The 25,405-nt window shown below is 35.0% G+C and carries 20 protein-coding genes, 6 tRNA genes, 1 rRNA gene and 1 other annotated feature; all 27 genes read right to left on the minus strand.

Going from position 1 to position 25,405, the window contains the following annotated elements:
* Nucleotides 1-320 precede the first annotated feature (320 nt).
* On the minus strand, nt 321-683 hold the full coding sequence (locus HMPREF9333_RS09625) for a hypothetical protein (RefSeq protein WP_005541664.1): 363 nt from the start codon (nt 681-683) through the stop codon (nt 321-323).
* Nucleotides 684-714: 31 nt separating this feature from the next.
* Nucleotides 715-2,400: a nucleoside kinase gene (locus tag HMPREF9333_RS09630; RefSeq protein WP_005541666.1), complete on the minus strand. Its 1,686-nt coding sequence runs from the start codon at nt 2,398-2,400 to the stop codon at nt 715-717.
* 49 nt (nt 2,401-2,449) lie between these two features.
* The gene (locus tag HMPREF9333_RS09635; RefSeq protein WP_005541668.1) at nt 2,450-3,262 is read right to left on the minus strand and encodes a Nif3-like dinuclear metal center hexameric protein; all 813 of its coding nucleotides are present in this window, start codon (nt 3,260-3,262) and stop codon (nt 2,450-2,452) included.
* A gap of 4 nt (nt 3,263-3,266) precedes the next feature.
* Complete coding sequence (locus HMPREF9333_RS09640; RefSeq protein ID WP_005541669.1) at nt 3,267-4,136, minus strand: class I SAM-dependent methyltransferase; 870 nt, start codon at nt 4,134-4,136, stop codon at nt 3,267-3,269.
* A 35-nt stretch (nt 4,137-4,171) separates the two neighbouring features.
* A complete protein-coding gene (locus tag HMPREF9333_RS09645; protein ID WP_005541670.1) occupies nt 4,172-5,221 on the minus strand; it encodes a sigma-70 family RNA polymerase sigma factor in 1,050 nt (349 codons plus the stop codon).
* Entirely contained in the window at nt 5,218-7,149 is a 1,932-nt protein-coding gene (gene dnaG, locus HMPREF9333_RS09650) for a DNA primase (RefSeq protein WP_040882815.1), read from the minus strand. Before dnaG ends, HMPREF9333_RS09645 begins: the two co-directional genes overlap by 4 nt.
* A gap of 201 nt (nt 7,150-7,350) precedes the next feature.
* Nucleotides 7,351-8,364 carry a deoxyguanosinetriphosphate triphosphohydrolase gene (locus HMPREF9333_RS09655; RefSeq protein ID WP_005541672.1) on the minus strand — a complete coding sequence of 338 codons (1,014 nt, stop codon included), beginning with the start codon at nt 8,362-8,364 and terminating at the stop codon, nt 7,351-7,353.
* A gap of 137 nt (nt 8,365-8,501) precedes the next feature.
* Entirely contained in the window at nt 8,502-10,466 is a 1,965-nt protein-coding gene (gene thrS, locus HMPREF9333_RS09660) for a threonine--tRNA ligase (protein ID WP_005541673.1), read from the minus strand.
* Nucleotides 10,467-10,568: 102 nt separating this feature from the next.
* Nucleotides 10,569-10,795, minus strand: a binding site (T-box leader).
* Nucleotides 10,796-10,864: 69 nt separating this feature from the next.
* Nucleotides 10,865-10,948 (minus strand) — tRNA-Leu (locus tag HMPREF9333_RS09665).
* Nucleotides 10,949-11,126: 178 nt separating this feature from the next.
* Nucleotides 11,127-12,320, minus strand: coding sequence for a pyridoxal phosphate-dependent aminotransferase (locus HMPREF9333_RS09670; protein ID WP_005541674.1), 1,194 nt, complete (start codon nt 12,318-12,320; stop codon nt 11,127-11,129).
* Between the two features lie 21 nt (nt 12,321-12,341).
* Nucleotides 12,342-13,061, minus strand: a complete 720-nt coding sequence (locus HMPREF9333_RS09675; protein ID WP_005541675.1) for a tRNA threonylcarbamoyladenosine dehydratase — start codon at nt 13,059-13,061, stop codon at nt 12,342-12,344.
* Between the two features lie 128 nt (nt 13,062-13,189).
* Nucleotides 13,190-13,456: an HPr family phosphocarrier protein gene (locus HMPREF9333_RS09680; protein WP_005541676.1), complete on the minus strand. Its 267-nt coding sequence runs from the start codon at nt 13,454-13,456 to the stop codon at nt 13,190-13,192.
* Between the two features lie 289 nt (nt 13,457-13,745).
* Nucleotides 13,746-14,372 carry an epoxyqueuosine reductase QueH gene (locus HMPREF9333_RS09685; RefSeq protein ID WP_005541677.1) on the minus strand — a complete coding sequence of 209 codons (627 nt, stop codon included), beginning with the start codon at nt 14,370-14,372 and terminating at the stop codon, nt 13,746-13,748.
* Nucleotides 14,373-14,384: 12 nt separating this feature from the next.
* A complete protein-coding gene (gene rpoD, locus HMPREF9333_RS09690; RefSeq protein ID WP_040882852.1) occupies nt 14,385-15,527 on the minus strand; it encodes an RNA polymerase sigma factor RpoD in 1,143 nt (380 codons plus the stop codon).
* A gap of 193 nt (nt 15,528-15,720) precedes the next feature.
* Entirely contained in the window at nt 15,721-17,676 is a 1,956-nt protein-coding gene (locus tag HMPREF9333_RS09695) for a leucine-rich repeat domain-containing protein (RefSeq protein ID WP_040882817.1), read from the minus strand.
* A 219-nt stretch (nt 17,677-17,895) separates the two neighbouring features.
* Nucleotides 17,896-18,696, minus strand: coding sequence for a hypothetical protein (locus HMPREF9333_RS09700; protein ID WP_005541680.1), 801 nt, complete (start codon nt 18,694-18,696; stop codon nt 17,896-17,898).
* A gap of 176 nt (nt 18,697-18,872) precedes the next feature.
* Nucleotides 18,873-20,072: a biotin--[acetyl-CoA-carboxylase] ligase gene (locus HMPREF9333_RS09705; protein WP_005541681.1), complete on the minus strand. Its 1,200-nt coding sequence runs from the start codon at nt 20,070-20,072 to the stop codon at nt 18,873-18,875.
* Nucleotides 20,073-20,106: 34 nt separating this feature from the next.
* A complete protein-coding gene (locus tag HMPREF9333_RS09710; RefSeq protein WP_005541682.1) occupies nt 20,107-20,403 on the minus strand; it encodes a DUF6637 family protein in 297 nt (98 codons plus the stop codon).
* Nucleotides 20,400-21,302: a TrmH family RNA methyltransferase gene (locus HMPREF9333_RS09715; protein WP_005541683.1), complete on the minus strand. Its 903-nt coding sequence runs from the start codon at nt 21,300-21,302 to the stop codon at nt 20,400-20,402. Before HMPREF9333_RS09715 ends, HMPREF9333_RS09710 begins: the two co-directional genes overlap by 4 nt.
* Before the next feature lie 82 nt (nt 21,303-21,384).
* Nucleotides 21,385-23,385, minus strand: a complete 2,001-nt coding sequence (locus HMPREF9333_RS09720; protein ID WP_005541684.1) for an NAD(+) synthase — start codon at nt 23,383-23,385, stop codon at nt 21,385-21,387.
* An 83-nt stretch (nt 23,386-23,468) separates the two neighbouring features.
* A complete protein-coding gene (locus HMPREF9333_RS09725) occupies nt 23,469-24,293 on the minus strand; it encodes a DNA-3-methyladenine glycosylase family protein (protein WP_005541685.1) in 825 nt (274 codons plus the stop codon).
* A 103-nt stretch (nt 24,294-24,396) separates the two neighbouring features.
* Nucleotides 24,397-24,482 (minus strand) — tRNA-Leu (locus HMPREF9333_RS09730).
* A 23-nt stretch (nt 24,483-24,505) separates the two neighbouring features.
* Nucleotides 24,506-24,579, minus strand: a tRNA-Asp gene (locus tag HMPREF9333_RS09735).
* Between the two features lie 4 nt (nt 24,580-24,583).
* A tRNA-Asn gene (locus tag HMPREF9333_RS09740) sits at nt 24,584-24,656 on the minus strand.
* 107 nt (nt 24,657-24,763) lie between these two features.
* Nucleotides 24,764-24,837 (minus strand) — tRNA-Ile (locus HMPREF9333_RS09745).
* Nucleotides 24,838-24,857: 20 nt separating this feature from the next.
* Nucleotides 24,858-24,929 (minus strand) — tRNA-Glu (locus tag HMPREF9333_RS09750).
* Between the two features lie 69 nt (nt 24,930-24,998).
* Nucleotides 24,999-25,405 (minus strand): 23S ribosomal RNA (locus HMPREF9333_RS09755); the annotation flags it as partial.

The following is a 25,405-nucleotide window of genomic DNA, read 5'->3' on the forward strand; positions in this document are numbered from 1 at the left end:
AATATTTGTTCTAAATGCCTTATGCAGTAAATAATAGCATTTTTCATTCAATAATTCAAGCTGTTTTTAACAAACTTCCTACAGACCTGCTTGATTTCAAGTCTTTCATAAAAACAGCTAGGAAAAAAGGGGAAAAGTGGATAAAAATTTAAGTATATTTAAAAAACAAGTGAATATCTCTCTATACATAAAATTCCGGTAATGCCTGTAATTAAAGGCATTGCCGGAATTTAAAGACTTTTGAAAAAATAGTCAAAAAGCATCTATGATTTTTAGATAAAATCATAGATAAAACCTGATACTTTTATATATAACTTTATTTACACTTTAATTAACTCATCTTTTTTCTCTAAAACAGCTGCCGCAGCGGCACAAGCCGGACAATCACAATAAATGGCTCCTCCATTTTTAATTTCTTTAGCATGTTGATTTATATTTTCTGCCATTTCTTTTCCGAAAAGCTTAACGCCTGCATCGGAAGCTGTAAAATCAATAAGCATGTCAATAGGCATAATGTCCTGTTCAAGCTCTTTAATAAGTTTTTTTGTTTCCTGTGCTTCATTTTCCGTACCAAGAGAATTAATCCAATTATTTCCGGCAGTCTTTGCCTCTGTGCTGCATGAAGGCGCATCTATCATCTCTTTTACTTTCTGTACGACATACTCTTTTACATTATCATTCATAGTTGATTTTTATCCTTTCTAAAAATTATAGTTAATATATTTTATTTTTAAAGCAGCTCCCTCCTATAAATTCTCTTATAATAGAATTTACCGGCACCATTTCAGAGGGTATGCCTATAAAATAATCAAGAAATTTAAGCAGTCTTTTTGCTTCAATATATTCATTACTGTGTCTGTCTATACCGAATAGCAAAGGCTGTGCATACTGTTTAAGAACTGCAAGTTCATAAACAAGTGCTGAATTAAACACAATATCGGCACTGTCCTGGTAAGGAAATATATTTTCATGTTCCCCACGCCTTACGGACTCCCACATCTTTATAGTATTCTGTGCAGAAGTACCTCTTACCATGGCATCACGCACCATACGCCTTATAAGCCTTGCATCAGTAGTAGGAACCCTGTTATGTTCATCAATATTTAAAGGTGTGAGTGCTGAAATATATATTTTATATTTGGCATCCATAGGAAGTTTGTATGAAAGTCTGTCATTTAAACAGTGTATACCCTCAAGTATAAGTATATCACCACTGCCTATCTGAAGGCAATTACCCTTATATTCACGTCTTCCTGTTTTAAAGTTAAAACTTGGAAGCTGAACCCTTCTGCCTTTAAGCAGATTTTCCATATCATCATTAAACTGCTCTATATCTATCGCCTCAAGTGCTTCAAAATTATAATTTCCATCCTTATCTTTAGGAGTCATATCCCTATCTACAAAATAATCATCTACTTCTATAGGATACGGCTTTAACCCTAATGCCCTAAGCTGTATCGCAAGCCTGTGTGAAAATGTGGTTTTCCCCGATGAAGACGGTCCTGCCGTCATAATTAATTTAATACCCTCACGTCCGGCTATCTCAGCTGCTATATCACCTATTTTCTTCTCCATAGCCGCCTCGGATATTAAAATCATCTGGCTTATATTGCCTCCTGCTATCTCAGTATTAAGTCCCCCAACATTTGAAAGCCCAAGCTTCTCATGTGCATAACATGAGTCTCTCATCTGTCTGAATACTTTAGGTGCAGGAATAAAACCTGGAACCTTGTTTGTATCTTCCTTTTCAGGTAATATAAGCACAAAACCATGTTCATACAATTCAAGGTCAAAATACTTTATATACGAAGTATCAGGTACCATATAACCATAATAATAATCTTCAAATCCGTTAAGTGAATATATATTTACTCTTGAACTTGTACGATAGTAAAACAGCTTTTCCTTATCGTACATTCCTTTTTCATGAAATAACCTTACCGCTTCATCCTTACTTACAGCCCTCTTTGTTATAGGAATTTTTGCATTAACCATTTCATGCATTTTAGCTTTAAGAAGTTCTAAAGTTTTCCGGTCTAAAGGATTTTTACTGTTCAAAAATAAAGCATTACCTGTTGAAAATTCAACATTTACACTTACATCCGGATTGAATTTACCCTCTTTTTCAGCTATATCATGAAATGCAGACATAACAAGCAGCACGGCAGATCTTTCATAGGTTTGTTGTCCCGGCTTTGTATTTGCAGTTATAAACTCAAGTTCAGTATCATGTTCCGCACTGTTATTCAGTTCATATAATCTGAAATCGAGTTTTACAAGTAAAATTCTGTCTTTATATCTGTCTTGAAAATCCTCTGCTATTTCTTTAAATTTAATCCCTTTTTTATATTTATACCTTTCCCCTTCAATGGTAATATCTATATAATTATTGTTATCCATATTGTCAGCTCACTAATTTATATTTTTTATTTTTTGTTTTTATGCTATATTAATAAAAACTTTCAGGCAGTTTTATTTTTTCAGCTATAACCTCAAGATTTTCATCTATATTTAATAGTCTTTTCTTCATATCATTTATAAAGATATGTTCAACACCGTAATGTCCGGCATCAATTATGGCAATTCCCGACTCATTGGCATCCACACCTTCATGATGCCCTACATCACCTGTTATTAAAAGCTGTACTCCTGCCGCCTTTGCAAGTTTGTACATACCTCTGCCCGACCCCGGAGATATGGCAGCGGTTCTTATACCGTCTTTAAGAAGCTCTCTGCCGTAAACTCCAACAGTCTTTAAGTCAAAAACCGTTTTTAATTTTTCAATAAATTCATCAAGAGTATATTCATGATCAAGAGCCCCTACCCTGCCTATACCCAGGCAAACCTCAGCATTTCCTGCATTTAATCTTTGAGTAATCTGAAGCGGTCCACCTTCTATACCTACAAGCCCCGCTGCAATATCGCCCATACAGCCTGATGCAATATCATAGTTTGTATGCATAGCTATATATGAAATATCATTATTAAGCAGTTTAACGAGCCGCCTTCCTATAAAATCACCGTCATTAACTCTGTTTAAGGCGGAAAGAACCATAGGGTGGTGGCTTACTATAAGATCAACTTTATTTTTTACCGCCTCATCAAGAAGCTCAGTTGTAAGATCAAGTACTGTCATAACCTTTTTAACTTCTTTTTTATGCCTTCCTGCAAGAAGCCCTACATTATCCCAATCCAGTGCTAATTCAACCGGCATTTCCTCATTTAATTTTTCAAAAATATCTCCTACGGTTATCAAACTCATAAAATCACCTCATAATCCTTTCGGTAGTCTTTATTAAATTAATATATTTTTTAATTTTATTAATTTTAAAATCAATATTATCAGCTTTTATATCCCTATTATATAAATTATCATCTTTATATATATCTAAAGAATATGTATTATTCATTTTAGCACTTAGTTTATTAAATAAAGCAATATATGTATTATATTCTTTTTTTAAATATTCTTTTAATACTGCATTATTTTTTTTAATTAAATAATAGCCAAAATGTCTATATGCCTCATCTATATCTGAAGCTTCTCCAAAAAGAGATATATCAGTAATATTATATTCACTGCATAAGTTTTTTTGATATGTACACAAGTTTACATTCGACTTGCATGTTTCATGCATTTTACTCTGTTTTACAGATACTGCTGAGGCTTTTATAACTAAATAATACTTGCCATGGTCATATACCATGCCTTCATCTTTTATAGAATACCCCTTTTTATCAAGATATATCCTGAACTCCCTCCATTCAGACTGAGGTGAAAGCACATATTCATTTATTGAATCTCTTATTTCTTCACCTCCGTCAAGAATTCGCATCATAAGCTGAGCACCCATACCTGCAATCAGTATGGTATCCGCTTCACCATATTTTAATTTTGACATACCGTCTGATAATCTTGTTTGTATATAACTGCCAAGATTATACCGGCTTATATTTTCCATTGATCTGTTAAGAGGACCTTTATTAATATCACAGGCTATGGCATATTTTATTTTGCCCGTTTTTATAAGTCTTATAGGTACATATGCATGATCAGTGCCTATATCAGCCAGTGTCGTACACGGGCTGATAAAATCAGCTATAAAATTTAGTCTCTTAGAATATGAAAACTGCAATTAATTTTAAAAATTCCTTTCGTAAAATTTATGTGCTATAAAAAATCATTAAGTTTTTTTATTACTCCTATATGTCTAAGTTTTCTAAGGGCTTTTACCTCTATCTGCCTTATCCTCTCACGTGTTATACCGAAATATTTCCCTACTTCTTCAAGAGTATGTGTCTTTCCATCCGGGATTCCAAATCTTAATTTTATCACCTCTCTCTCACGAAGTGTCAGGTCTGAAAGTGCTTCCTCCACCTTTTCTTTCAATATATTTTCCTGAGTTTTTTCATAAGGAGTACTTGCACGTTCATCACTTATAAAATCTCTTAGATACGAATCTTCATCGCCATTTATAGGAGTTTCTATTGATATTGTATCCTGTGTTAATTTTATAACCTCATTAACCTTTTCAATTGATATCCCCATAATCTCAGCCAGCTCCTCAGCTAAAGGTTCTCTATTGTGTTGAATTAAAAATCTTTTCTTTTCATTAACCAGTTTATTCATAACTTCAACCATATGAACCGGAATCCTTATAGTTCTCGACTGTTCTGAAATAGCACGGCTTATAGCCTGTCTTATCCACCATGTTGCATATGTAGAAAATCTGAATCCCTTTGATACATCAAATTTATCAACCGCACGCATCAAACCTAAATTTCCCTCCTGTATAAGATCAAGCAGATGCAGCCCTCTGTTTGTATATTTTCTAGCAATGCTTACAACAAGTCTTAAATTTGCCTCAACAAGCTTTTTTCTTGCACTATACTTCTCGGATACACTTCCGTTTTGAACCATTTTTGCAAGCATTACTTCCTCTTCTGCTGTAAGAAGCTCTACCTTTCCTATTTCAAGAAGATAAGCCTTCACAGGTTCATCTTTTAAATCTGAAAAATCATCAGTATATAATTCCTGCAAATCATCTTCATTCTCCGGGTCTTCGTCTTTAAATGCAGAATCATCTTCATTAACATCTTCATCATTATAAATCTTTGTGTTAAATCTCAGGTTTTTACTACTGTCATTTTTAGTCTCGGATTCCGTTATTTTATTTTTTAGAATATTTTCCTGTCCGCCCAACTTATTTTTATCATTCACAAGCTTATCCCCCTTGTTCTAAGGCTGTTTTGTTCAATCATCATATCTTGGAGTTTATTTATATCAGTGGTGTTTTTACAGTCATTTTCAAGGCTATAAAGCTTAAGTTTTAATATGCTTTCACTTACTGCCTTTTTAAGTTCCTCCTCTTTTGTATCTTCATTAAAATTATTGATTAAAATCTCAGAAGCCTCTTTTTGTTTTTCCTCATCTTGTGCATACCTGTTTACTATAAGTGCGGCACTTACATCGTCATCAGTACGCATCCGTACTATATCCTCTGCGAGTTCTCTATAAAAATCATTTGTAAAATCTGAAGGAGTTATATGTTTTAATATTTTTTCAAACATATCAAATGTATTGTTTACCATACATGAAAGAAGAAGTTTTTGATTGCTTAAAAGAGAAAACTCTCTGTCGGCAGCCCTTTTTTTAAGCATTCTGCTCTGCACAACATTATCAGCATTTTTCTCAGCATCGGTACCGCTTCTTCGTGATATCTCATACAGTTTATTATTAAAAGCTCCCCTCATTAAATCATTTTTTGCTTCCTTGCTTCCATTTATTAAAAACCCTGTTTTTGAATTATTATTTGACGAACTATCAGACTTTTTAACAGGCATTCGTTCAAGTCCCATCTTTCTTCTAGCATCAATCTCAAGCACAAGTTTTTTCATTTCATCATAAAGTATAACATGTTCCCGACATATCGCCTTTATATAATTATCTCTCTCAAGACCCTCTTCAAAATCACACAGCTTTGATGCGATACTTTTATAAAATTCAGTCTGCATCTGCGGATCGCTCATATCAAAATCATTTTTTAAAAGATTTATCTCCCAAAGAAAGGAATTTTTCGCCTCTTTAATCCTATTTGCAAACTCCTGCGCACCCAGCCCTTTTATAAACTCGTCAGGGTCTTTATATGGTTTCATATCCAGTATATTTACCATAAAACCTTCATTTCTAAGCACAGAACCCGCCCTAAGTGCAGCCTTTATACCGGCTTCATCTGAATCATAAGTAAGCACCACTTTCTTAACATATCTTTTAAGCAGCAATGCATGCCCCTGCGTTAATGCAGTTCCAAGTGTTGCAACTGAATTTATAAAGCCTGCCTGCTGAAGTGCTATTAAATCCATATAGCCTTCACAAACAAGCATAAAAGTCTGTTTTGTATTCTTCGCAAAATTTAATCCGTACAGATTTCTGCTTTTATCAAATATTCCGGTTTCAGGTGAATTTATATATTTGGGAAGCCCTTCACCCATTACCCTTCCACCAAAGCCTATAACTCCTCTGTTTGCCGCCATAATAGGAAATATTATACGGTTCCAGAACCTATCCCTGATTCCTTTATCATTAAAATTTACAAGCCCGCTGTCTTTAAGCTGTGTATCATCATAGCCCTTTTCTTTCAGGTGGCTATAAAGTGAACTGCCTGAGCTGTCCGCAAATCCCAGTCCGAATTTAGTTATATCAGAAATCGTCAGACCTCTGTTTTTTAGGTAATTAAGAGCATTTATACCTTTTTGTGATTTTAAATTATTATAAAAAAACAGTGCCGCCTCACGGTTTATATTTAACAGCAGATTTTTATAATCTCTTTTTCTTCTATATTCATCCTCTATAAAACCATTATCCGGTGATATACCTGCCCTCTGTGCAAGCAGTGTAAATGCCTCCGTAAATGTATAATTTTCATATTGCATTACAAATGATATCGCATTTCCGCCTTTACCGCAGCCAAAACAGTGAAATATCTGTTTTGAAGGCGATACTGAAAAAGACGGTGTTTTTTCAGTATGAAAAGGACACAAGCCCTTATAGTCGGCACCACGTTTTTGTATCTTTATATATGAGGATATGACATCCACTATATCAGTTCTTGCAAGAACTTCTTCAACAATATCCTGTGAATACTTCAATATAAAACCATGTCTCCTTTCATAAATTATTATATCCTTAATTTAAGTATAATAAGTTTTTACCCTTAGGTGTTTTTAAAAACTCTTATCAGTTGCATTATATAACCATGTAAAAATCCCGGCACTTTGCAGTATTTATATAAGTTTTCAGCTTTATTCATGCACAGCCGTCTAATGAAACGATATTAAAGCATCGGTTCCTTAGATTTTCCATGATTTCGGTACAAATATTGACTTAAATTTTTCTATTGAATACCTATCACTCATTCCTGCTATATAATCACATACTGTCCTTTCCTTAGACTGTTTAAACCCGTATATAAAATTCCGGTATTCAGCCGGAAGCGCATCAATATTATTCATATAATATCTGTAAAGTTCTCTTACCATATGCTTTGCTTTAACTTCTTCAGATTTTGCAACTTCATTGGTATATACATTTTTAAACATCCATGAACGAAGCCCCATCATAGCGTTCAGTATAGCCCCAGACATGCTTATCCTGTCAGTATCAAAACTGTTTTTTATAACGTCATGTACAAGAGTATCAAGCCGGCTGCGTACCGAATGTCCAAGTATATCCGTATATACAGCCGGTATTGAGTCTTCGGTAAATATCTTCGCTCTTATGCTATCATCAATATCATGATTTATATAAGCTATCTTATCCGCAAGCCTTACAACATGCCCTTCCAGAGTAGAAGGATTTGAAGATGTGCCATGATTTAAAATACCGTCTCTAACCTCTTTTGTAAGATTAAGTCCCCTGCCGGAATTTTCAATAAATTCAACAACCCTTACACTTTGTACATTATGTTTAAAGCCTTCACAACACATCTCATCAAGCACCGCCTCACCCGCATGCCCAAACGGTGTATGTCCAAGGTCATGTCCTAATGCTATCGCCTCAGTCAAATCCTCATTCAGCCTTAATGCCTTTGATATGGTTCTTGCTATCTGTGATACCTCAAGTGTATGTGTAAGTCTTGTCCTGTAATGATCTCCTTCAGGGGCAAGAAACACCTGTGTTTTATGTACAAGCCGCCTAAATGCCTTACTATGTATTATCCTGTCTCTATCTCTCTGATATACCGTCCTTATACTGCATTCATCTTCATATCTGTCTCTGCCTTTTGAATTCATGCTCAATGAGGCATATTTTGAAAATGTTTCCTTTTCAATTAATTCCGTTCTCTGCCTTATATTAAGTTCCACTGCTTTAACACCTCCTTTAACATACTTCCAACCCTATTATAATATATCCCTTATAAATTAGTAAAGTTCAGAATACCGTTTTTTTGATTAAATAAAAATTAAAAAATACAGTATTCTGAACTTTTATTGCAGATATATTAATTTACATCTTCTTTTATATTTTCTTTTCTTATTTCCTTAGTTCTTATTTCTTTTGAAATCTGCTCTATAAACTCAGTTAAAGGTTTTACTCCTTCATCACCTTCAAAGCGGCTTCTTACTGATACCGTTGAGTCAGCTTCTTCTTTTTCACCTACTACAAGCATATAAGGAATTCTGTCAAGTCTTGCCTCCCTTATCTTAAATCCTATCTTCTGTGAACGAAGGTCAAGTTCCGCATCTATACCGTTTTTTCTGAGCTCTTTTTTAACCTTGTCCGCATAATCATTAAATTTCTCCGATATAGGAAGAACTCTGACCTGCTCAGGGCAAAGCCATGTCGGAAATTTACCTGCATATTTTTCTATAAGCCATGCCAGTGTTCTTTCATAGCATCCAAGTGATGTTCTATGTATTATGTACGGACGGGCTTTGTTTCCATCCCTGTCTATATAATATAAATCAAATTTTTCAGCTATAGCACAATCAAGCTGTATAGTCATCATAGTATCTTCCTTGCCATAGATATTTTTAGCCTGTATGTCTATCTTCGGACCATAAAATGCAGCTTCACCGTCAGCCTCTTCAAACGGAAGTTCTTTATCAATAAGTATCTGTCTCAACGCATCCTGTGTACTTTCCCAATACTCCTCATCACCTAAATACTTTTCCTTATTTGCGGGATCCCATTTTGAAAGGCGATAGCTTACATCTTCATGCAGTCCAAGTGTATCAAGTACATATATAACAAGGTTTAAACAGCCCTGGAGCTCCTTTTGTGCCTGATCAGGGCTTATTACAAGATGTGCCTCTGTTATTGTAAACTGGCGAACTCTTGTAAGTCCATGCATCTCACCTGAATCTTCTTTTCTAAACAGCGTTGAGGTTTCAGCCATTCTATACGGAAGATCTCTATAGGATTTTTGAGAATTTTTATATGCATAATACTGAAATGGACATGTCATAGGACGCAGTGCAAACACTTCCTTGTCATTTTCTTCATCTCCAAGTATAAACATGCCGTCCTTATAATGATCCCAATGCCCTGATATTTTGTAAAGGTCTGACTTTGCAAGCAGTGGAGTTTTAGTTCTTACATAACCCAGCTCATTATCTTCGACATCCTCTATCCATCTTTGAAGTCTGTTTAATATCTTGGTACCCTTAGGAAGTATTATAGGCAGACCCTGACCTATAACATCTACTGTTGTAAATAATTCCATTTCCCTGCCAAGTTTATTATGATCCCTCTTTTTTATATCTTCAAGATGTGCAAGATAGGCATCAAGTTCTTCTTTTTTATTAAAGGCGGTTCCATATATTCTTTGAAGCTGTGCCTTATTTGAATCCCCTCTCCAATATGCCATAGATGATGAGATCAGTTTAAATGCCTTAATTGATTTTGTACTTACAATATGTGGACCCGCACACAGATCTACAAAATCTCCCATTCTATAAAATGAAATCTCTGAATCCTGAGGAAGATCCTCTATAAGCTCAACCTTGTAAGGTTCTTCCATTTTTTTCACAAATTCTATAGCTTCCTGTCTTGGAAGTATAAATTTTTCAAGCTTTGCACCCTCTTTTATAATTTTCTTCATCTCAGCTTCAAGCCTGTCAAGATCCTCTCTTGAAAAAGGTGCATGATCTATGTCATAATAAAATCCATTTTCAATACTCGGACCTATCGCAAGCTTTGCGTCGGGAAATACCCTTTTTACGGCTTCAGCAAGCACATGTGAACATGTATGTCTTATAGTTGAAAGTCCTTCCGGATCATTCGGTGTAACTATCTCAAGTGTACAGTCCTTATCTATAATTGTCCTGAGATCGCACATTTTTCCGTCTACAATCCCTCCGCAGCATACTCTTCCAAGCCCTTCACTTATATCATAGGCTATATCAATTATACTAAGTGATTTGTCGTATTCTTTTATACTTTTGTCTTTTAATGTAATTTTCATATTGTTTTTTGTATGATAATTTCAGGAAATTAATTATCATACTTTCCTCCTTTTAAATTATTTTATATAAAAAAAGCCCTGAACAGACAAAAAACCTGTCTGTTCAGGGACGATATATCACCGCGGTTCCACCCTGTTTGTAAGACAACACTCAGCACAGGACCTACCTGCTGTCTTGTTTTACCACTTACTAAGACTATAACGCAGTCAACGTGCTTTATTAGAGCCACTCGGAGGCGGTCTTCATACAGTTTGATACAGAACCTTCCCAGCACACGGCTCTTCTCTGGATTATCTTGCTGAATTACTTTCCTCTTCAAAGTTTTATCGTATTATAAATAAAATACATAACAACTCTGCACAGTCTATAAATATAAATGCAGAAAAACTGTTATAAGTGCAGAAAGAGGGACTTGAACCCTCACGGTATTGCTACCACACGGACCTGAACCGTGCGCGTCTGCCAATTCCGCCATTTCTGCATACATTGATATCGGTGATATCTAAATGCCTTGACCGGTCTAGTATACTTCAAGTTAAATGCCGTGTCAATTGTTTTATTTTCCGCAATACAATATTAAAAAACAAGCTATAAAAAATCGTTATTAAGTATAATAAAAAATCGCCATTTAAATATTTACAATGGCGATTTTAATTATATCATTTTCTTCCCGGATACAACTCCAATGCTTTTTTAAGTACCGACATCGCCTTTGTAAGTTCGTCAGTATTTAGAATATAGGCAATGCGTACTCCGTTAATACCCATACCCTCAGTTGAATAGAATCCTTCAAGCGGTGCCATCATAATAGTTTCATTATTATACTCAAATTTTTCAAGACACCAGATTATAAATTTTTCGGCATCATCAACAGGAAGTTTAGCAGATACATAAAATGCTCCCTTGGGTTCTCTGCATATCACTCCATCCATTTTTTGCAAAGCATTATATACTATATCCCTTCTTTTCTGATATTCAGCATTAACCTCTCTAAAATAAGAATCCGAAGTTTTATAAAGCTCTACCGCACCAAGCTGTTCAATAGTAGGAACGCATAATCTGCCTTGACACAGTTTCATAATTTCATTTATCAGTTCTTTATTTTTTGAAGCTATTGAACCTATACGGGCACCACATGCACTATATCTTTTTGATATACTATCAATTATTACTACTCTCTGCTGTGCCTCTTTAAAACTTCCCATAGATTTAAATTCAAGTCCGTCGTAGACAAATTCCCGGTATACCTCGTCCGAAATTATAAATAAATCATGCTCAGTACAGATTTCAACCAACATTTTAAGCTCTCCGGGAGTATATACAACTCCTGTCGGGTTTGACGGGTTTGATATTATCAGAGCCTTTGTATTTGATTTTATTTTTTTTACCAATTCACTTTTAGGCGGAAGATGAAATCCTTCTTCTGCTTTTGTTTCAACTCCTTCTATACTTACATCAACTGCCGAAGCAAATCCGTTGTAATTTGCATAAAAAGGCTCGGGAGCAATTATTGTATCCCCTGCATCACAGACTGCAATAATTGTAAATAAAATCGCTTCACTTCCACCATTTGTAATTAGAATCTCATCAGGTTCAAAATCCATATTATAATTTTTATAATAATTGCAGATAGCATTTATTAAATCAGGGTTTCCCTGAGACTGATCATAAGCCAAAATTTCCTTATCAAAATCCTCAAACACTTTAAAAAAAGACGGCGGAGTTTTAATATCCGGCTGTCCTATATTAAGCGGGTATATTTTTTTCCCTTCATTTAACGCCTTAATGGCAAAGGGCATAAGCCTCCTTATTGGTGAAGCCTTAGTGGCAGTAATTCGATTTGAAAATTTCATAAAATACTTTCCTCCAGATATTTATAATTTTATAAGCTCAGAAATTACGACAGAAGCTATTATAAGTCCTGCCACAGGCGGTACATATGCCAATGAGCCCGGTATACTTCTTTTTGAGCTTATGTCTGATACTTCCTCATTACAAGATACATAATAATATTCTTTAGGCTGTTCATCTGAAAATACAGTTTTAAGCTTTTTAATCCCTCTTTTTTTAAGCTCACGCCTCATAACTCTTGCCAGAGGACATACCGAAGTTTCATATATATCTGCTGTTTTAAACCTCAAAGGATCAAATTTATTGCCCGTTCCCATACTGCTTATGACAGGTACACCTGCCCTATCGGCAGCAAGTACAATAGCTATTTTGGCAGCTACAGTATCAACTGCATCGACTACATAATTATAATCTTTAAAATTGAAACCGTCTTGATTTTCAGGAAGAAAAAAGCACCTGTGTTCAACTACATGACATTCAGGATTTATATCCTTTATCCTCTCTTTCATCACCTCAGTTTTATATCTGCCTATAGTTGAATGCAGTGCTATAATCTGTCTGTTTATATTACTTGCACTTATTATATCATTATCGATTATATCAATGGAGCCTACTGCACTCCTTGCAAGTGCTTCGGCTACATAGCCTCCTACTCCTCCTATACCAAATACCGCAACTCTTGCAGCTTTTAATTTTTCAATATTTTCACTGCCTAAAAGCAGCCGTGTCCTGCTTAAATCCATATATTAATTATATCTCTTTCCGGATGATACTTATCTTTTTAAACTATACATTTTAAAAATAAACTTTTCTCTATAAATTAAGCTGAGGACAAGACATTATCTCATCCTCAGACAAACTGTAATTTTATCTAATTTTCTCCCAATCCTGACTTAATGGCATCAGAGACAGCTTTCATGGCTTGAGCTTCATCTTCACCGTTACAGATAAGGGTTATTTCGCTGCCCGTTTTAATACCTGCACTCATTACATTCAGCACACTTTTTGCAACCACTTTTTTACCCTCAAATTCAATAGTAATATCACATTTAAACTTCATGGCTGTCTGAGACAGCACACCTGCAGGTCTTAAATGCAACCCTGACGGATTTGTAATTGTAAGCTTTTCACTTAACATAAAAATAGCCCTCCTGAAATTAAAATTAGAATTTAAATACTAAAAAACATAACTAACCGGCTTTAAATTAATTATATCGTCATAAACAACTGTCTACATTAACCTCCGGCAGTTATCATTATAGATTAATTTAATATTACAGTCAATTTATTTTTATATGCTAAATCAATCTCTATAATACCAAATCAATCAGTATAACAGAGTATGTTTTTTCTTTCTTTTCTTTATTTTTAACTATAAATTTACTCTAAACACGGCAAAAAATGCTTTTGTAAATGTCTTGTATATATTAAATAGATGTTTCGGTTTTTCTTTTTGAAAATGAACAACCGCAGTAATCCTGCCTGTAAAGACCGTATTTCTGTGAAAGTTCAACTGAACGTTTGTATCCGTTTTTCTTTTTAAAGTCGGACGGCAGATATGATATGCCTACTCTTTCTCCTACCGCCTCGCCTATCTCACAAAGCTTTGCCGCATCTTTTACAGGACTTATTGTAAGTGTAGTGGCAAAATAGTCAAAGCCCCCTTCCTTTGCTGCCAGTGCACATTTATTCAGTCTCATCTCATAGCACATAAAACAGCGCTGCTTTCCCTCTGCATCTTTTTCATGTCCTCTTACAAGCCTGTGGAAATTTTCAGGCTCATATTCACCTTCAATAAAACTCACCTGATTTTTAAAATTCATCTCAGATATAAGTCTTTTCTCTTCCTCAACTCTTTTCATATATTCCTGTCTATTATCTATGTTGGGATTGTAAAAATAAATAGTTATTAAAAAATATTCACTTAAATATTCCATGCAGTAGGAAGAACACGGTGCACAGCATGCATGAAGGAGCAGCTTTGGAGTAACCCCCGCAGCTGCCGACTTTTCTATAATTTTCTCAAGTTCTTTTTGTAAATTTCTTTTATTCATAACATAAAATTTTTATAAGAAATCTCTTATCTTTTTGGAACGTATAGGATTTCTCAATTTTCTAAGTGCTTTTGCCTCTATCTGCCTTATACGCTCTCTTGTAACCTTAAATTCCCTGCCTACTTCTTCAAGCGTCCTCGGATGCCCGTCCTCAAGACCGAATCTAAGCACTATTACCTGACGTTCCCTCTCCTTAAGGTCTGCCAGCAGAGTTTCTATATGTTCTCTTAACATAACCGATTCAACATTTCCTTCAGGTGAAACAACATTTGAATCTGCAACAAAATCACCGAGATTTGAGTCATCCTCTTCTCCTATCGGTGTTTCAAGTGAAGCCGGTTCTCTGGCTATCTGCATTATTTCCATAACCTTTTCATCTGTCATATCAAGTGCCTTTGCAAGCTCTGATACACTTGGCTCGTAGCCCAACTGTAATGTAAGCTTTCTTTGCATCTTGCTCATCTTATTTATGGTTTCAACCATATGTACAGGCACTCTTATTGTCCTTGCCTGATCGGCAAGTGCTCTCGTAACCGACTGGCGTATCCACCATGTTGCATAAGTGCTGAGTTTAAATCCCTTTGTATAATCAAATTTTTCAACACCCTTTATAAGGCCCAGATTTCCCTCCTGTACAAGATCAAGAAAACTCATACCTCTGCCTGTATATCTTTTTGCTATACTTACTACAAGTCTTAAATTGGCTTCTATAAGCTTTTGTTTGGCATATTCATCTCCTGCCTGTTTCCTTTTTGCAAGCTCTATCTCCTCATCAGTCGATAAAAGCGACACTGTACCTATCTCTTTAAGGTACATTCTTACAGGATCTTCGGTTCCTACACCTTCCAGTATCTCTATTGCACTTAAATCTATATCTTCCTCATCTATATCCTTTTCAAAATCATCCATTTCATCATCAAGTATAAGACCATCCTCATCGGTTATAGTATCTATCTTACTTAAATCTGAAGGTGCCTCCTCAGGCTCCGGGAGATTTTCCATGACTTCAACCCCCTTTGCATCCAGATATGCATAAATCTGTTCTATCATTTCAGTTGTAAGTTCATGTCCTTCAAAAAAATCATTAATTTCTCCAAAATCAAGTTTCATATCATTTGTAAACGCTTTTTCCAGAAGACCTTCTATCTTCTGCATAAATTCTTCCGCTGTAAAATAACTTCTACTTTCGTCAAAGTCTACTGTAAAATCATGTTTTGTATCATTAAACTGATATGATTCCTTAATATTATCATCTGTTATTTCCTCAATACCAGTTTTTTTGGGTTTTTTACTCACTATTCTACTTCCCTTCTTTTAATACCTGCAATATATCATATAATCCGCTTTATCAGTTTATAACGGTTACATTATCCAGTAAATCTGTATTTACCACCGGATTGTCAATACAAACAAACACCTTGAGTTTTTTATTTTCTGTTAGCAAAGATACATCACTTACATATCCTCCGGTGATATTTAAATATTCAAGTTCAGGCATTCCCGAAACAAAATCTATATTTTTTAAATCTCCGTTCTTTACTGTAAGGCTTTTTAAAGCACTCAGCTTCTTAAGAGAATCTGCCATAATCCCCAATCCTACATTCCTCTCTTCTTTTGTATCTATCTTATTTGCCGGGCTTATGTACAGATACTCAAGATGATTATTTTGTACAAGGTCATCAGGATTACAATATATCTCAATATTTTTTAATACAAGCTTTTTAATAGACTGTAAGTTAATTAAATCTGAAAGGTCTGTTTGTTCAGAATCAGATGTATAGCAGTCAATATCATATAATTCAATCGTCTCAAGATTTTGACAAGCTGACAGTGCAGGAGTATTTTTTAATTCTCCACTAGTAGATTCTCCTGTTATTTTAAAATACTTAAGGTTTTTCATCGTTCCTAAAAGTGCCAGATCAATTTCATATACTCCATTAAAATCATTTATATGTAAAGTATCTATCGTCTGAGAAGCACTGACTGCAGCAAGCAAGTTGGCATTAATTTCTACATTATGTAAATTTTTAAGCGCAGAAAAATCCGGTTTCTCACTGTCCTCTATATTGCCTGTTTTAAGATTCAGACTTTCAAGACTTCTTAATGATGAAATCACAGCATAATTATCAACCTTTTTATTTCCAACCAGTTTAAGGTCTTTAAGTCCTGTCATCTCTGATAATATATTTATATCAATAATATCAGAATCTTCAATTGAAAATCTTTCAAGATTTTTCATATTCCTTATAAAATCAATACTTTTAAGTCCTTTGGCTTTCACCAGTTCAAGACTTTTTAATTCTGTAAGTCCATAAACCACTGAATAATCCGTATATACATCACTGCCTGCAATTCTAAGTTCTTCAAGTGAAGGAATCGCTGATAGATATGAATTATCCGCAGTCATATATGTTTCAAGTCTTTTAAGCTTTTTAAATGAAGTAAGGGCACCTAAGTCCGCTATTTCATTTGTTGGAGACAAAGACAGCTCTTCAAGATTCGGAAATGCAGAAACCAGATCGGAATAATTATAATTATTCCTGATTAATGTATTATTAATCCTCAGGGTTTTGATTGTATCAGAGCTTCCAAATAAATTAATAAGCTGCCCTAGGCTCATATAAGCATCAGCCTTAAAACTTGTAAGCTTTGTAAGGTTTTCAAGTCCGCCTTCGTCAGCACTGCTTCCAAAATCTCTTTTAAGAAAAGTGGTATTATTAAAGTCTATGCTTTCAAGATTAGGAAAGCACTGCATATCATAGATATCAATGCCGGCATCTTTAAGGTCTTCACTGCTTAAATCAATAATTCCGGTTGTGTTGTCTGTAAGCTCATAAGCTATGCTTTTAATACTTGATGAAAATGTATCTTCATCATTATCCAGTATTGCAAATGATTTCAGTTTTCCATAATCTTCATTTGTCAGCTTATCAAGAGGCTTGTTAAAAAGAAGCATGCAAAAAGCTGCCATAACCTTGGAGCTTACAGTTTTTCTATATCCGGTATTTGTACCACGTGTACCATGCGTACCCTGTACGCCTTTTTTCATATTTTCCTTTTTTATTGCACCTATTCTAAATAATACTGCAGGTATTGTAATTAACACAATAATCAGTACAAGCATCCTTTTTACAGGTGAGGGCTTTTTAGTGTTGTTGTTATTATTATAACCATGCCCGTAATCATATGCGGATGGTGAATTGTAATTATTAATTGTAGTATTTACAATTATATTCTCTCCACTTTTCTCTGCATAAAAGCTTGCCCCGCAATGACTGCATTTGGTCTGCCCTTCTTTATTCACATGTATAACCGCCCCACAATTAGGACATTCCATTTTAATGAGTTCCATACATAATATAATATAAGCTTTTAATCCATCATTTCAGTGTAAATGAAATATTACTAAAGCTTATGTCCCTTTCAATTTTGTATATCATATACATATTTAATATAAAGCATTTTTTTATTTTTATCAACGTGTGTACAATTAATTTGCCGTTTTTATATAGCAGTTATTTATTTACTTTTCATTTATTTTTACATCAGTAAGAAAGTTAAGACCTGATATATCAGGAATAACTGCACTATCTTCAGAGTTTATATAAAGCTTTTTTAATGATTTAAGACTTGTAACGGCGGTATAGTCTTGTATTTTTTGGTTGTTGTAAAGCTCAAGTGCAGTAAGTGAAAGTTTATTTGAAAGCGGTGATAAATCTTCAATCTCACTTCCTTCAATACTCAGATTTTTAATCTTAGTCATACTGCTTAAAAAATTTAAATTATCTAAGTTTGATGCCTCTTTAAGTGTCAAACTTTCAATATTAGGCATATTATTAAGCACTGAATAATCTGTTATCATACCGCACTTTGTAAGCTCAAGTTCTGTAATATAGCTTTTTTCTCTTAAAAAGGATATATCTTCAAGTCCTGAACCGGTATATTTTTTTTCCTGGCTGCTTTTTTTGTTGTCTGTATAATATTTGTCAAGTTTATTTGTAATTGCAGTTTCCCGCCGGTCTGCCGAATATTTTAATTTTCCTCCTGATACAGGCTGTATCATCATATATATAACAAAGAATAACAATATTGTGCATCCTGTAATTACCGCCCCGACTATTTTCATAGCTTTATTTTTTGCCTCTGCTGTATTGTATGAAGAAGTAGCCGTATTAAAATTATTTATGGTAGTATTCATGGTTATAGGTGCTTTATCCGCCTCGGCATAAAAAGTACTGCCGCAAAATTTGCACTTAACCAGCCCTTCTTCATGCACCTCAAGCTCTGCCCCGCATTGCGGGCATTTTAAATTTATAATCTTCATAAATATGGACCTTTCATTTTTATAGTACATTTTTATAGTACATTTTTATAGTACATTTTTATATTGCTAATTAACAGAATATAAGTTTAAAATTTAATAAAGATTTTTGATGCTTATATACTTACAAAATTTGCAGCCGGCAGTTATTTAAATAAACCTTCTGTAACTTTATTATATTATACATATCCATAAATTCCCCTTACACTTACATCCCCGCTTACTATACATACTCTTTCATTATTGTTTTTTAATACAATAAGACAACCTTCATCATTAATTCCCTCAGAAAGCGCTTCAAATTCACCCTTTTTTTCTGAAATTCTTACGGTTTTCCCGATATTCACAAGCAGAGACTTATATTTTTCTTTTATAGGTTGCAAATTTCCACTTTTAAAAACTGCATCTGAATATTTTAAAAATTTATTTGTTATATCACATATCAGTTTTTTGCGTGAATATTTCTTTTTTGTTATATTAAATAATGAAACCGCATACTCAAGATTTCCGTCTTTAAACGTATCATTATTTACATTAATACCTATACCGCATACAACATATCTGACCCCATCCATATCGGCAGCCATTTCGGTAAGTATGCCTCCAAGTTTTTTACCTTCAAAAACTATATCATTTGGCCATTTTATAAGAGCATTTACACCTGAACATTCTCTTATTGCTTCTGCTGCGGCAAGTGCTGCCGCAAGTGTTATTACAGGCAGCTTATCAGTACAAATTTCAGGGTGTAACACAATACTTAAGTATATACCCTGACCATGAGGAGATACCCATGTATTTCCATGCCTGCCGTAGCCCTTTGTCTGTGAGGCACTTATACAAACAATAGTTTTAATACCGCTTTCTTCAGCAAGCTTCTTTGCCCATGTATTTGTTGAATCAATCTCATCAGTATAAAATATTTTCAAACTTTTAAATTCAGATTTTTGAATGTATTTCTCACCTTCATGTTCAAAATCATTCTGTTTATAAAGTCCTGCCTTTATAAACTCATGTTCAAGTTCCGCCTTATTTAACATGTCAGATTGACATACTGTATTTTCAATAATTCTATACCCTTTCTTAGTTGATGATTCTATATTATAGCCTTCATCTTTAAGTTTTTTAACCATTCTGCATACTGTAGTTCGACTTACTCCAAGCTTTGAACATATAGCGGCACCGGATATATAATTACCTTTGGTAAATTCAATTTTATCACTTTCAGATACATCAAAATCACAATCCTGTGCCTTATATTGTCCGACTTCTAATTTGTTGCAGCACGAAGTACCCGGTGCTTTTCCGATATATTTATTATTTTGTTTCTCAGAAGAACTTCGGTTATTAATCAATATCTTTAAGATTTCATCTTTTAGCATATGCCACCTTATTTATAATTTTAAATATGTTTAACTACATAGTTATAAGCTCAACTACCGCAATGCCTGTATAAAAAATTCCAAGTACGAAATAAACAAAACTTAAAATTTTCTTTTTAATCCCCTGTGCCTCTCTATACTTCCTGAACCACAACATAAAATGCATTACACCTGCAAGTGAAAATATTGCCGGAAAAAACAGCAGATGTTCTTCAGGCGATAAAAATGCAATTACAGATAGTATAACTATAAGCACTCCTGCAACTATATGGAGTATATCCATAATAAAATCAATATCTTTTGATTTATTCTTTTTTTTAAAATCTATCATACCGCTCTCCGCTGTCTTGTGATTTCAAACATAAGTATTGAAGCAGCTATTGCCGCATTAAGTGATTCAACACTGCCCGTCATAGGAATCTTTATAAGACTGTCAGCTTCCTTCAATATATCATCACTTATTCCTCCTGACTCATTGCCTATAATAAGTGCGGCTGCATTTATAAGGTCAGCTCTGTCATAATTAATTCCTTCATCCTTCTCGGCAGCATATATCTTTATATTTTCTTTTTTTATATCCTTAACTGTCAAAAGGAGATCATCTGTATATATAAAAGGTACTCTAAATAATGAACCCATTGTTGATCTGGTTACTTTGGGGCTGTAAATATCAGCAGTTCCACGCCCCATAATTACACCGTCAATACCTGCCGCTTCTCCAGCTCTAATTATAGTCCCAAGATTTCCGGGATCCTGTATTGTATCCAATACTAAAAGCTTTAAAGCACCGTCAATATTCGCACTTGCATATTGCCTTTTAAGTATTCCCTCAAGAGTATATTCCTGTTTTGATGCAACCGCAAGAATCCCTTGCGGAGTGCTGGTTTCAGATGTACTTTCAAAAACATGCTGCTTTAATACTTCAAAACCATGTCTGTCAAGCTTTGCTTTAAGCTCATCATCCGACTTTGCGGCATTTTTCACTGCCCTATGCTTTTTATCACAAGCTGATAAAACCGAAGATACATTGCTCTTTTTAACTTCAGATGAATAATAAAGCCTGTCATACAATTTTTCACTTATATAAATCTTTTTTATATATTTATCAGGCAGTTCCTTAAACATCTTTATTCCTTCAACTACATAGCAGCCTTCCGACTTCCTGTATGAAGACTTTTTAATAAGAGCCGTAATTTCTTTTATATTTTTATTTGATGTTGAAGTAATCATATATTATCCCTAATGTTGTGTATATAAATTATAATTTTTTATATTTTAATATGCAGTCTTAAAGCAGCGAACTGCAATAATCCTACTTCAGTGATATTTTTTCAAGTTCACTAATCCATGCATTATATGAAGCATCGGAGGGCATCATAAGACTGCCCCTGGGTGAAATCCCTACACTCCCCGTTTTAGGTCCGTCAGGAAGACAGGATCTTTTAAACTGTTGCGTAAAAAATCTCTTGTAAAATACCTTAAGCCATTTTAATATTTCTTCTTTTTCAAATTTTTTATCAAATGCATTAACAGCAAGATAATATATCTTCAGTGGAGTAAATCCAAATCTTAATATGTTATAAATAAAAAAGTCATGCAGTTCATAGGGACCTACAAGATCTTCCGTTTTCTGACTTATTACTCCCTCTTTTGCCGGAAGCAGTTCAGGGCTTATCGGAGTATCAAGTATATCAATAAGAATATCTTTTATCTCATCTGAAGCCTCATTTTCTGCGTAATATTTAATTATATATCTTATTAAGGTTTTTGGAACCGAAGCATTTACACCATACATTGACATATGATCACCGTTATAAGTTGCCCATCCAAGTACAAGCTCCGACAAATCTCCTGTGCCTACTACAAGTGAATTATCACGATTTGCTATGTCCATAAGTATCTGTGTTCTTTCCCTCGCCTGGGCATTTTCATAAACACTGCCATGATTATTTATGTCATATCTGATATCATCAAAATGCTGTATCATTGAATGTACTATGCTTATTTCTTCAAGTGAAGCTCCAAGTTTTTGTGTAAGTCTGCATGCATTCCGATAGGTTCTGTCAGTAGTTCCAAATCCGGGCATAGTAACTGCAAGTATATCTTTTTTGTCAAACTTTAACGCCTCAAAAGCCTTGATACATACAATTATTGCAAGTGTAGAGTCAAGACCTCCTGATATACCTAATACAATTTTTTTAATCCCTATATGCTTTACTCTTTTAATAAGACCGTATACCTGTATATTTAGAATATCTCTGCACCTTTTAATCCTTGTTTTATCATCATCTGGAATAAACGGCATAGGATCTATACTATTAAGTGTAGGCGTCTTTATATCATTTTCAGCCTGAGTATCTGCATCATATTTTATACATACAAAGCTGCCGTTATTATTTTCATTTAAAGTCATTGCAGAGTTTTGTAATGTATTTAGTTTTTTTATAAGCCGCCTTCTTTCTGCAGCTATACATTCAGTATCTATATACGCTCTTATAGGTTTATCTGTATATTTTTCTCCTACCGCCCTGATTTTTCCTCTCTCAACTATAAGATTTCTGCCTGAAAATACAAAATCCTGAGTAGATTCACCTAAACCGGCATTAGCAGTAATACAAGCATTTAAACATGAATACGTTCTTGCCTTATTCATAGTTTCCATATATTCATCAAACCCTGCCGATTCATTAACTGCCATACAGTTTGCTATTATATCAGCATGCAGACCGGTTTTTATAAAACTGTCAGGCAGGAAAATATTGTTACCAAAGATTACACCTATTTTAAATTCAGATATATAGAGAAATGGAGTATCCTCCGAAGCTTCTTGAAATTTATTTACAGCTGTAAAGAGTATATTTTCACCAATTATAATTTCGTTGCTGAAAAAATCATCTTTATACTTATCAATACAGCAACCTAAGTTAAACCTGCTGAAAAATCGCTGTTCACTTTCAGACAAATACGGCTTTGTAATTATAGCTAAAACTTTTCCGCTGCTAATGACGACTGCCGCATTATACACTGCCTCCCGACTTTCCCATGGCAAACCTAGAATTACAAGTGCTTTATTTCCCACGGTTGCAGCTGCTATTTTTTTGAGTTGTATTTTAACGCTATTTAACAGAGTTTTTTGCAGAAACAAATCTCCGCATGTAGCACCACTAAGTACAAGCTCAGGAAAAACAATGATTTGTGTTTTATGTCTGTATTCCTCGTTAATACACTCTATTATCCTGTCTGCATTAAACTGCGGATCTGCAACCCTTATATGGGGAGTTACTGCCGCAGTTTTAACAAAACCATAGCTCATAATACCAATACTTCCCTTCAAAAATAAATGCTCTAGCAAGATATATTATATCATTTTTTTATCAAATATTGAATTGCTGTTTTCTATATGTTCCTATCTTTATTTCTTGCATAAAAAAATATATACTGCTGTATTACTCCTGCATATCCTTTATATCTGTTAATAGGAAAGCTGCCATTGTAATATGTCTTTATCACCCTGTCAATCCATACATCTACAGGAAAAGCACCTATTCTGTGGTAAGCAAAAAGAACCACACAATTTGCGACTTTAATTCCTACACCTTTAAACCTCATAAGTGATTCAATAAGTTCTTTGTCATTTAATTTATCAAGTTTATCAAGAACAATTTTCCCGGAAGCTATAAGTGAAGCCGCCTCATAAATATATTCCGACCTGTAGCCAAGTGAACATGCATTAAGTTCATGCAAATTCGCACACGCAAGAGCCTCAGGTGTAGGAAATGCATATCTGCCGTCCGCAATTTGCTTACCAAACATACAACATAATTTTTCTATGCTTGTTTTAATTGCAGATATACTCTTTCTTTGTGAGATTATAAAAGATATAAGCATCTCCCATTTATCCTGATTTAATATATGTATACCATTGGAATAGGATACTGATTTATTTAAAAAAATATCATCTTTGGGAATGTCTTTTATAAATGCTGAATAATCCGTCTTTAAATCGAAATAGTTTTCCCAGTAATTCTTATACTCATATTCAGTACAGCTGATTTCATAATGAGAAAGACTTCCGGCATCATTTTCTATTTCTTTTATATATAGGAGTTTATCTGAAGCAATCAGCTCAAACTTGTCTTCACCTATACGATTAAATCTAAATATCTGCCCGCTGTCCGCAGTTTTATTCATATCAATCTTTTCAGCTTCAATCCTGAACATATATAAACCCTCTTTCTGTAAAATATATTCTACGTTCTTTCCATCAATAAGCCATAATAAGCAAAAAAGTCCTGAAATCATAAAATTTCAAGACTCACACCAGTGCCGTAGACCGGAATCGAACCGGTACGGGTATCACTACCCACGGGATTTTAAGTCCCGGGCGTCTGCCAGTTCCGCCACTACGGCATATAGCAATTGCCTAAGCAAAGCGACCCAGATCGGACTCGAACCGACGACCTCCGCCGTGACAGGGCGGCGCTCTAACCAACTGAGCCACTGGGCCAAAACTCCCTGAGTAGGACTCGAACCTACGACACTGCGGTTAACAGCCGCATGCTCTGCCGACTGAGCTATCAAGGAATAGCGAAATAAATTATGTAAATTAAAATTCATAGACTAAAATTTAGCCTATGATACAACCAAACCCGACTATTGAAATTTCTTCCAATAATCGGATTTAGATAAAGTGGAGCTTCAGGGACTCGAACCCGGGACCGATCGGTTATGAGCCGATTGCTCTGACCAACTGAGCTAAAGCTCCATATGCAGATAAAACTGCAATGACCCCAACGAGATTTGAACTCGTGTTACCGCCGTGAAAGGGCGATGTCTTAACCGCTTGACCATGGGGCCGCTATTCTTCTATAAACATCCCCGTACCCTCAAAACCGCATATCAGACAAAATCCACATGCTCCAGCCTCTGGTTAAACCCTCGACCTATTAGTAACGCCTGGCTTAGTACATTGCTGCACTTACACCTGCGTCCTATCAACCTCGTAGTCTTCAAGGGGTCTTAACGCTTACGCGCGGGAGGTCTCATCTTAGGGGGGGCTTCACGCTTAGATGCTTTCAGCGTTTATCCCTTCCCGACTTGGCTTCCCTGCCATGGGGTTGCTCCCCAACAGGCATACCAGCGGTCGGTCCGTCCCGGTCCTCTCGTACTAGGAACGGCTCCCCTCAAACTTCCTGCGCCCACGCCGGATAGGGACCGAACTGTCTCACGACGTTCTGAACCCAGCTCGCGTACCGCTTTAATGGGCGAACAGCCCAACCCTTGGGACCTGCTACAGCCCCGGGATGCGATGAGCCGACATCGAGGTGCCAAAC

This window comes from Johnsonella ignava ATCC 51276, assembly GCF_000235445.1.
GTDB lineage: Bacteria > Bacillota > Clostridia > Lachnospirales > Lachnospiraceae > Johnsonella > Johnsonella ignava.

Bases quoted from the DNA above. Each gene is read 5' to 3' on its own strand.
- HMPREF9333_RS09705 (WP_005541681.1), bottom strand. From the start codon at position 20,072: ATGCTAAAAGATGAAATCTTAAAGATATTGATTAATAACCGAAGTTCT.
- HMPREF9333_RS09720 (WP_005541684.1), bottom strand. From the start codon at position 23,385: ATGAGCTATGGTTTTGTTAAAACTGCGGCAGTAACTCCCCATATAAGG.
- HMPREF9333_RS09700 (WP_005541680.1), bottom strand. From the start codon at position 18,696: ATGAAGATTATAAATTTAAAATGCCCGCAATGCGGGGCAGAGCTTGAG.
- HMPREF9333_RS09630 (WP_005541666.1), bottom strand. From the start codon at position 2,400: ATGGATAACAATAATTATATAGATATTACCATTGAAGGGGAAAGGTAT.
- HMPREF9333_RS09625 (WP_005541664.1), bottom strand. From the start codon at position 683: ATGAATGATAATGTAAAAGAGTATGTCGTACAGAAAGTAAAAGAGATG.
- HMPREF9333_RS09680 (WP_005541676.1), bottom strand. From the start codon at position 13,456: ATGTTAAGTGAAAAGCTTACAATTACAAATCCGTCAGGGTTGCATTTA.
- HMPREF9333_RS09725 (WP_005541685.1), bottom strand. From the start codon at position 24,293: ATGTTCAGGATTGAAGCTGAAAAGATTGATATGAATAAAACTGCGGAC.
- rpoD (WP_040882852.1), bottom strand. From the start codon at position 15,527: ATGCAGAAGATAGAAGGTCTTCTGGAAAAAGCGTTTACAAATGATATG.
- HMPREF9333_RS09635 (WP_005541668.1), bottom strand. From the start codon at position 3,262: ATGAGTTTGATAACCGTAGGAGATATTTTTGAAAAATTAAATGAGGAA.
- HMPREF9333_RS09715 (WP_005541683.1), bottom strand. From the start codon at position 21,302: ATGATTACTTCAACATCAAATAAAAATATAAAAGAAATTACGGCTCTT.
- HMPREF9333_RS09670 (WP_005541674.1), bottom strand. From the start codon at position 12,320: ATGAAATTTTCAAATCGAATTACTGCCACTAAGGCTTCACCAATAAGG.
- HMPREF9333_RS09710 (WP_005541682.1), bottom strand. From the start codon at position 20,403: ATGATAGATTTTAAAAAAAAGAATAAATCAAAAGATATTGATTTTATT.
- HMPREF9333_RS09675 (WP_005541675.1), bottom strand. From the start codon at position 13,061: ATGGATTTAAGCAGGACACGGCTGCTTTTAGGCAGTGAAAATATTGAA.
- thrS (WP_005541673.1), bottom strand. From the start codon at position 10,466: ATGAAAATTACATTAAAAGACAAAAGTATAAAAGAATACGACAAATCA.
- HMPREF9333_RS09685 (WP_005541677.1), bottom strand. From the start codon at position 14,372: ATGAATAAAAGAAATTTACAAAAAGAACTTGAGAAAATTATAGAAAAG.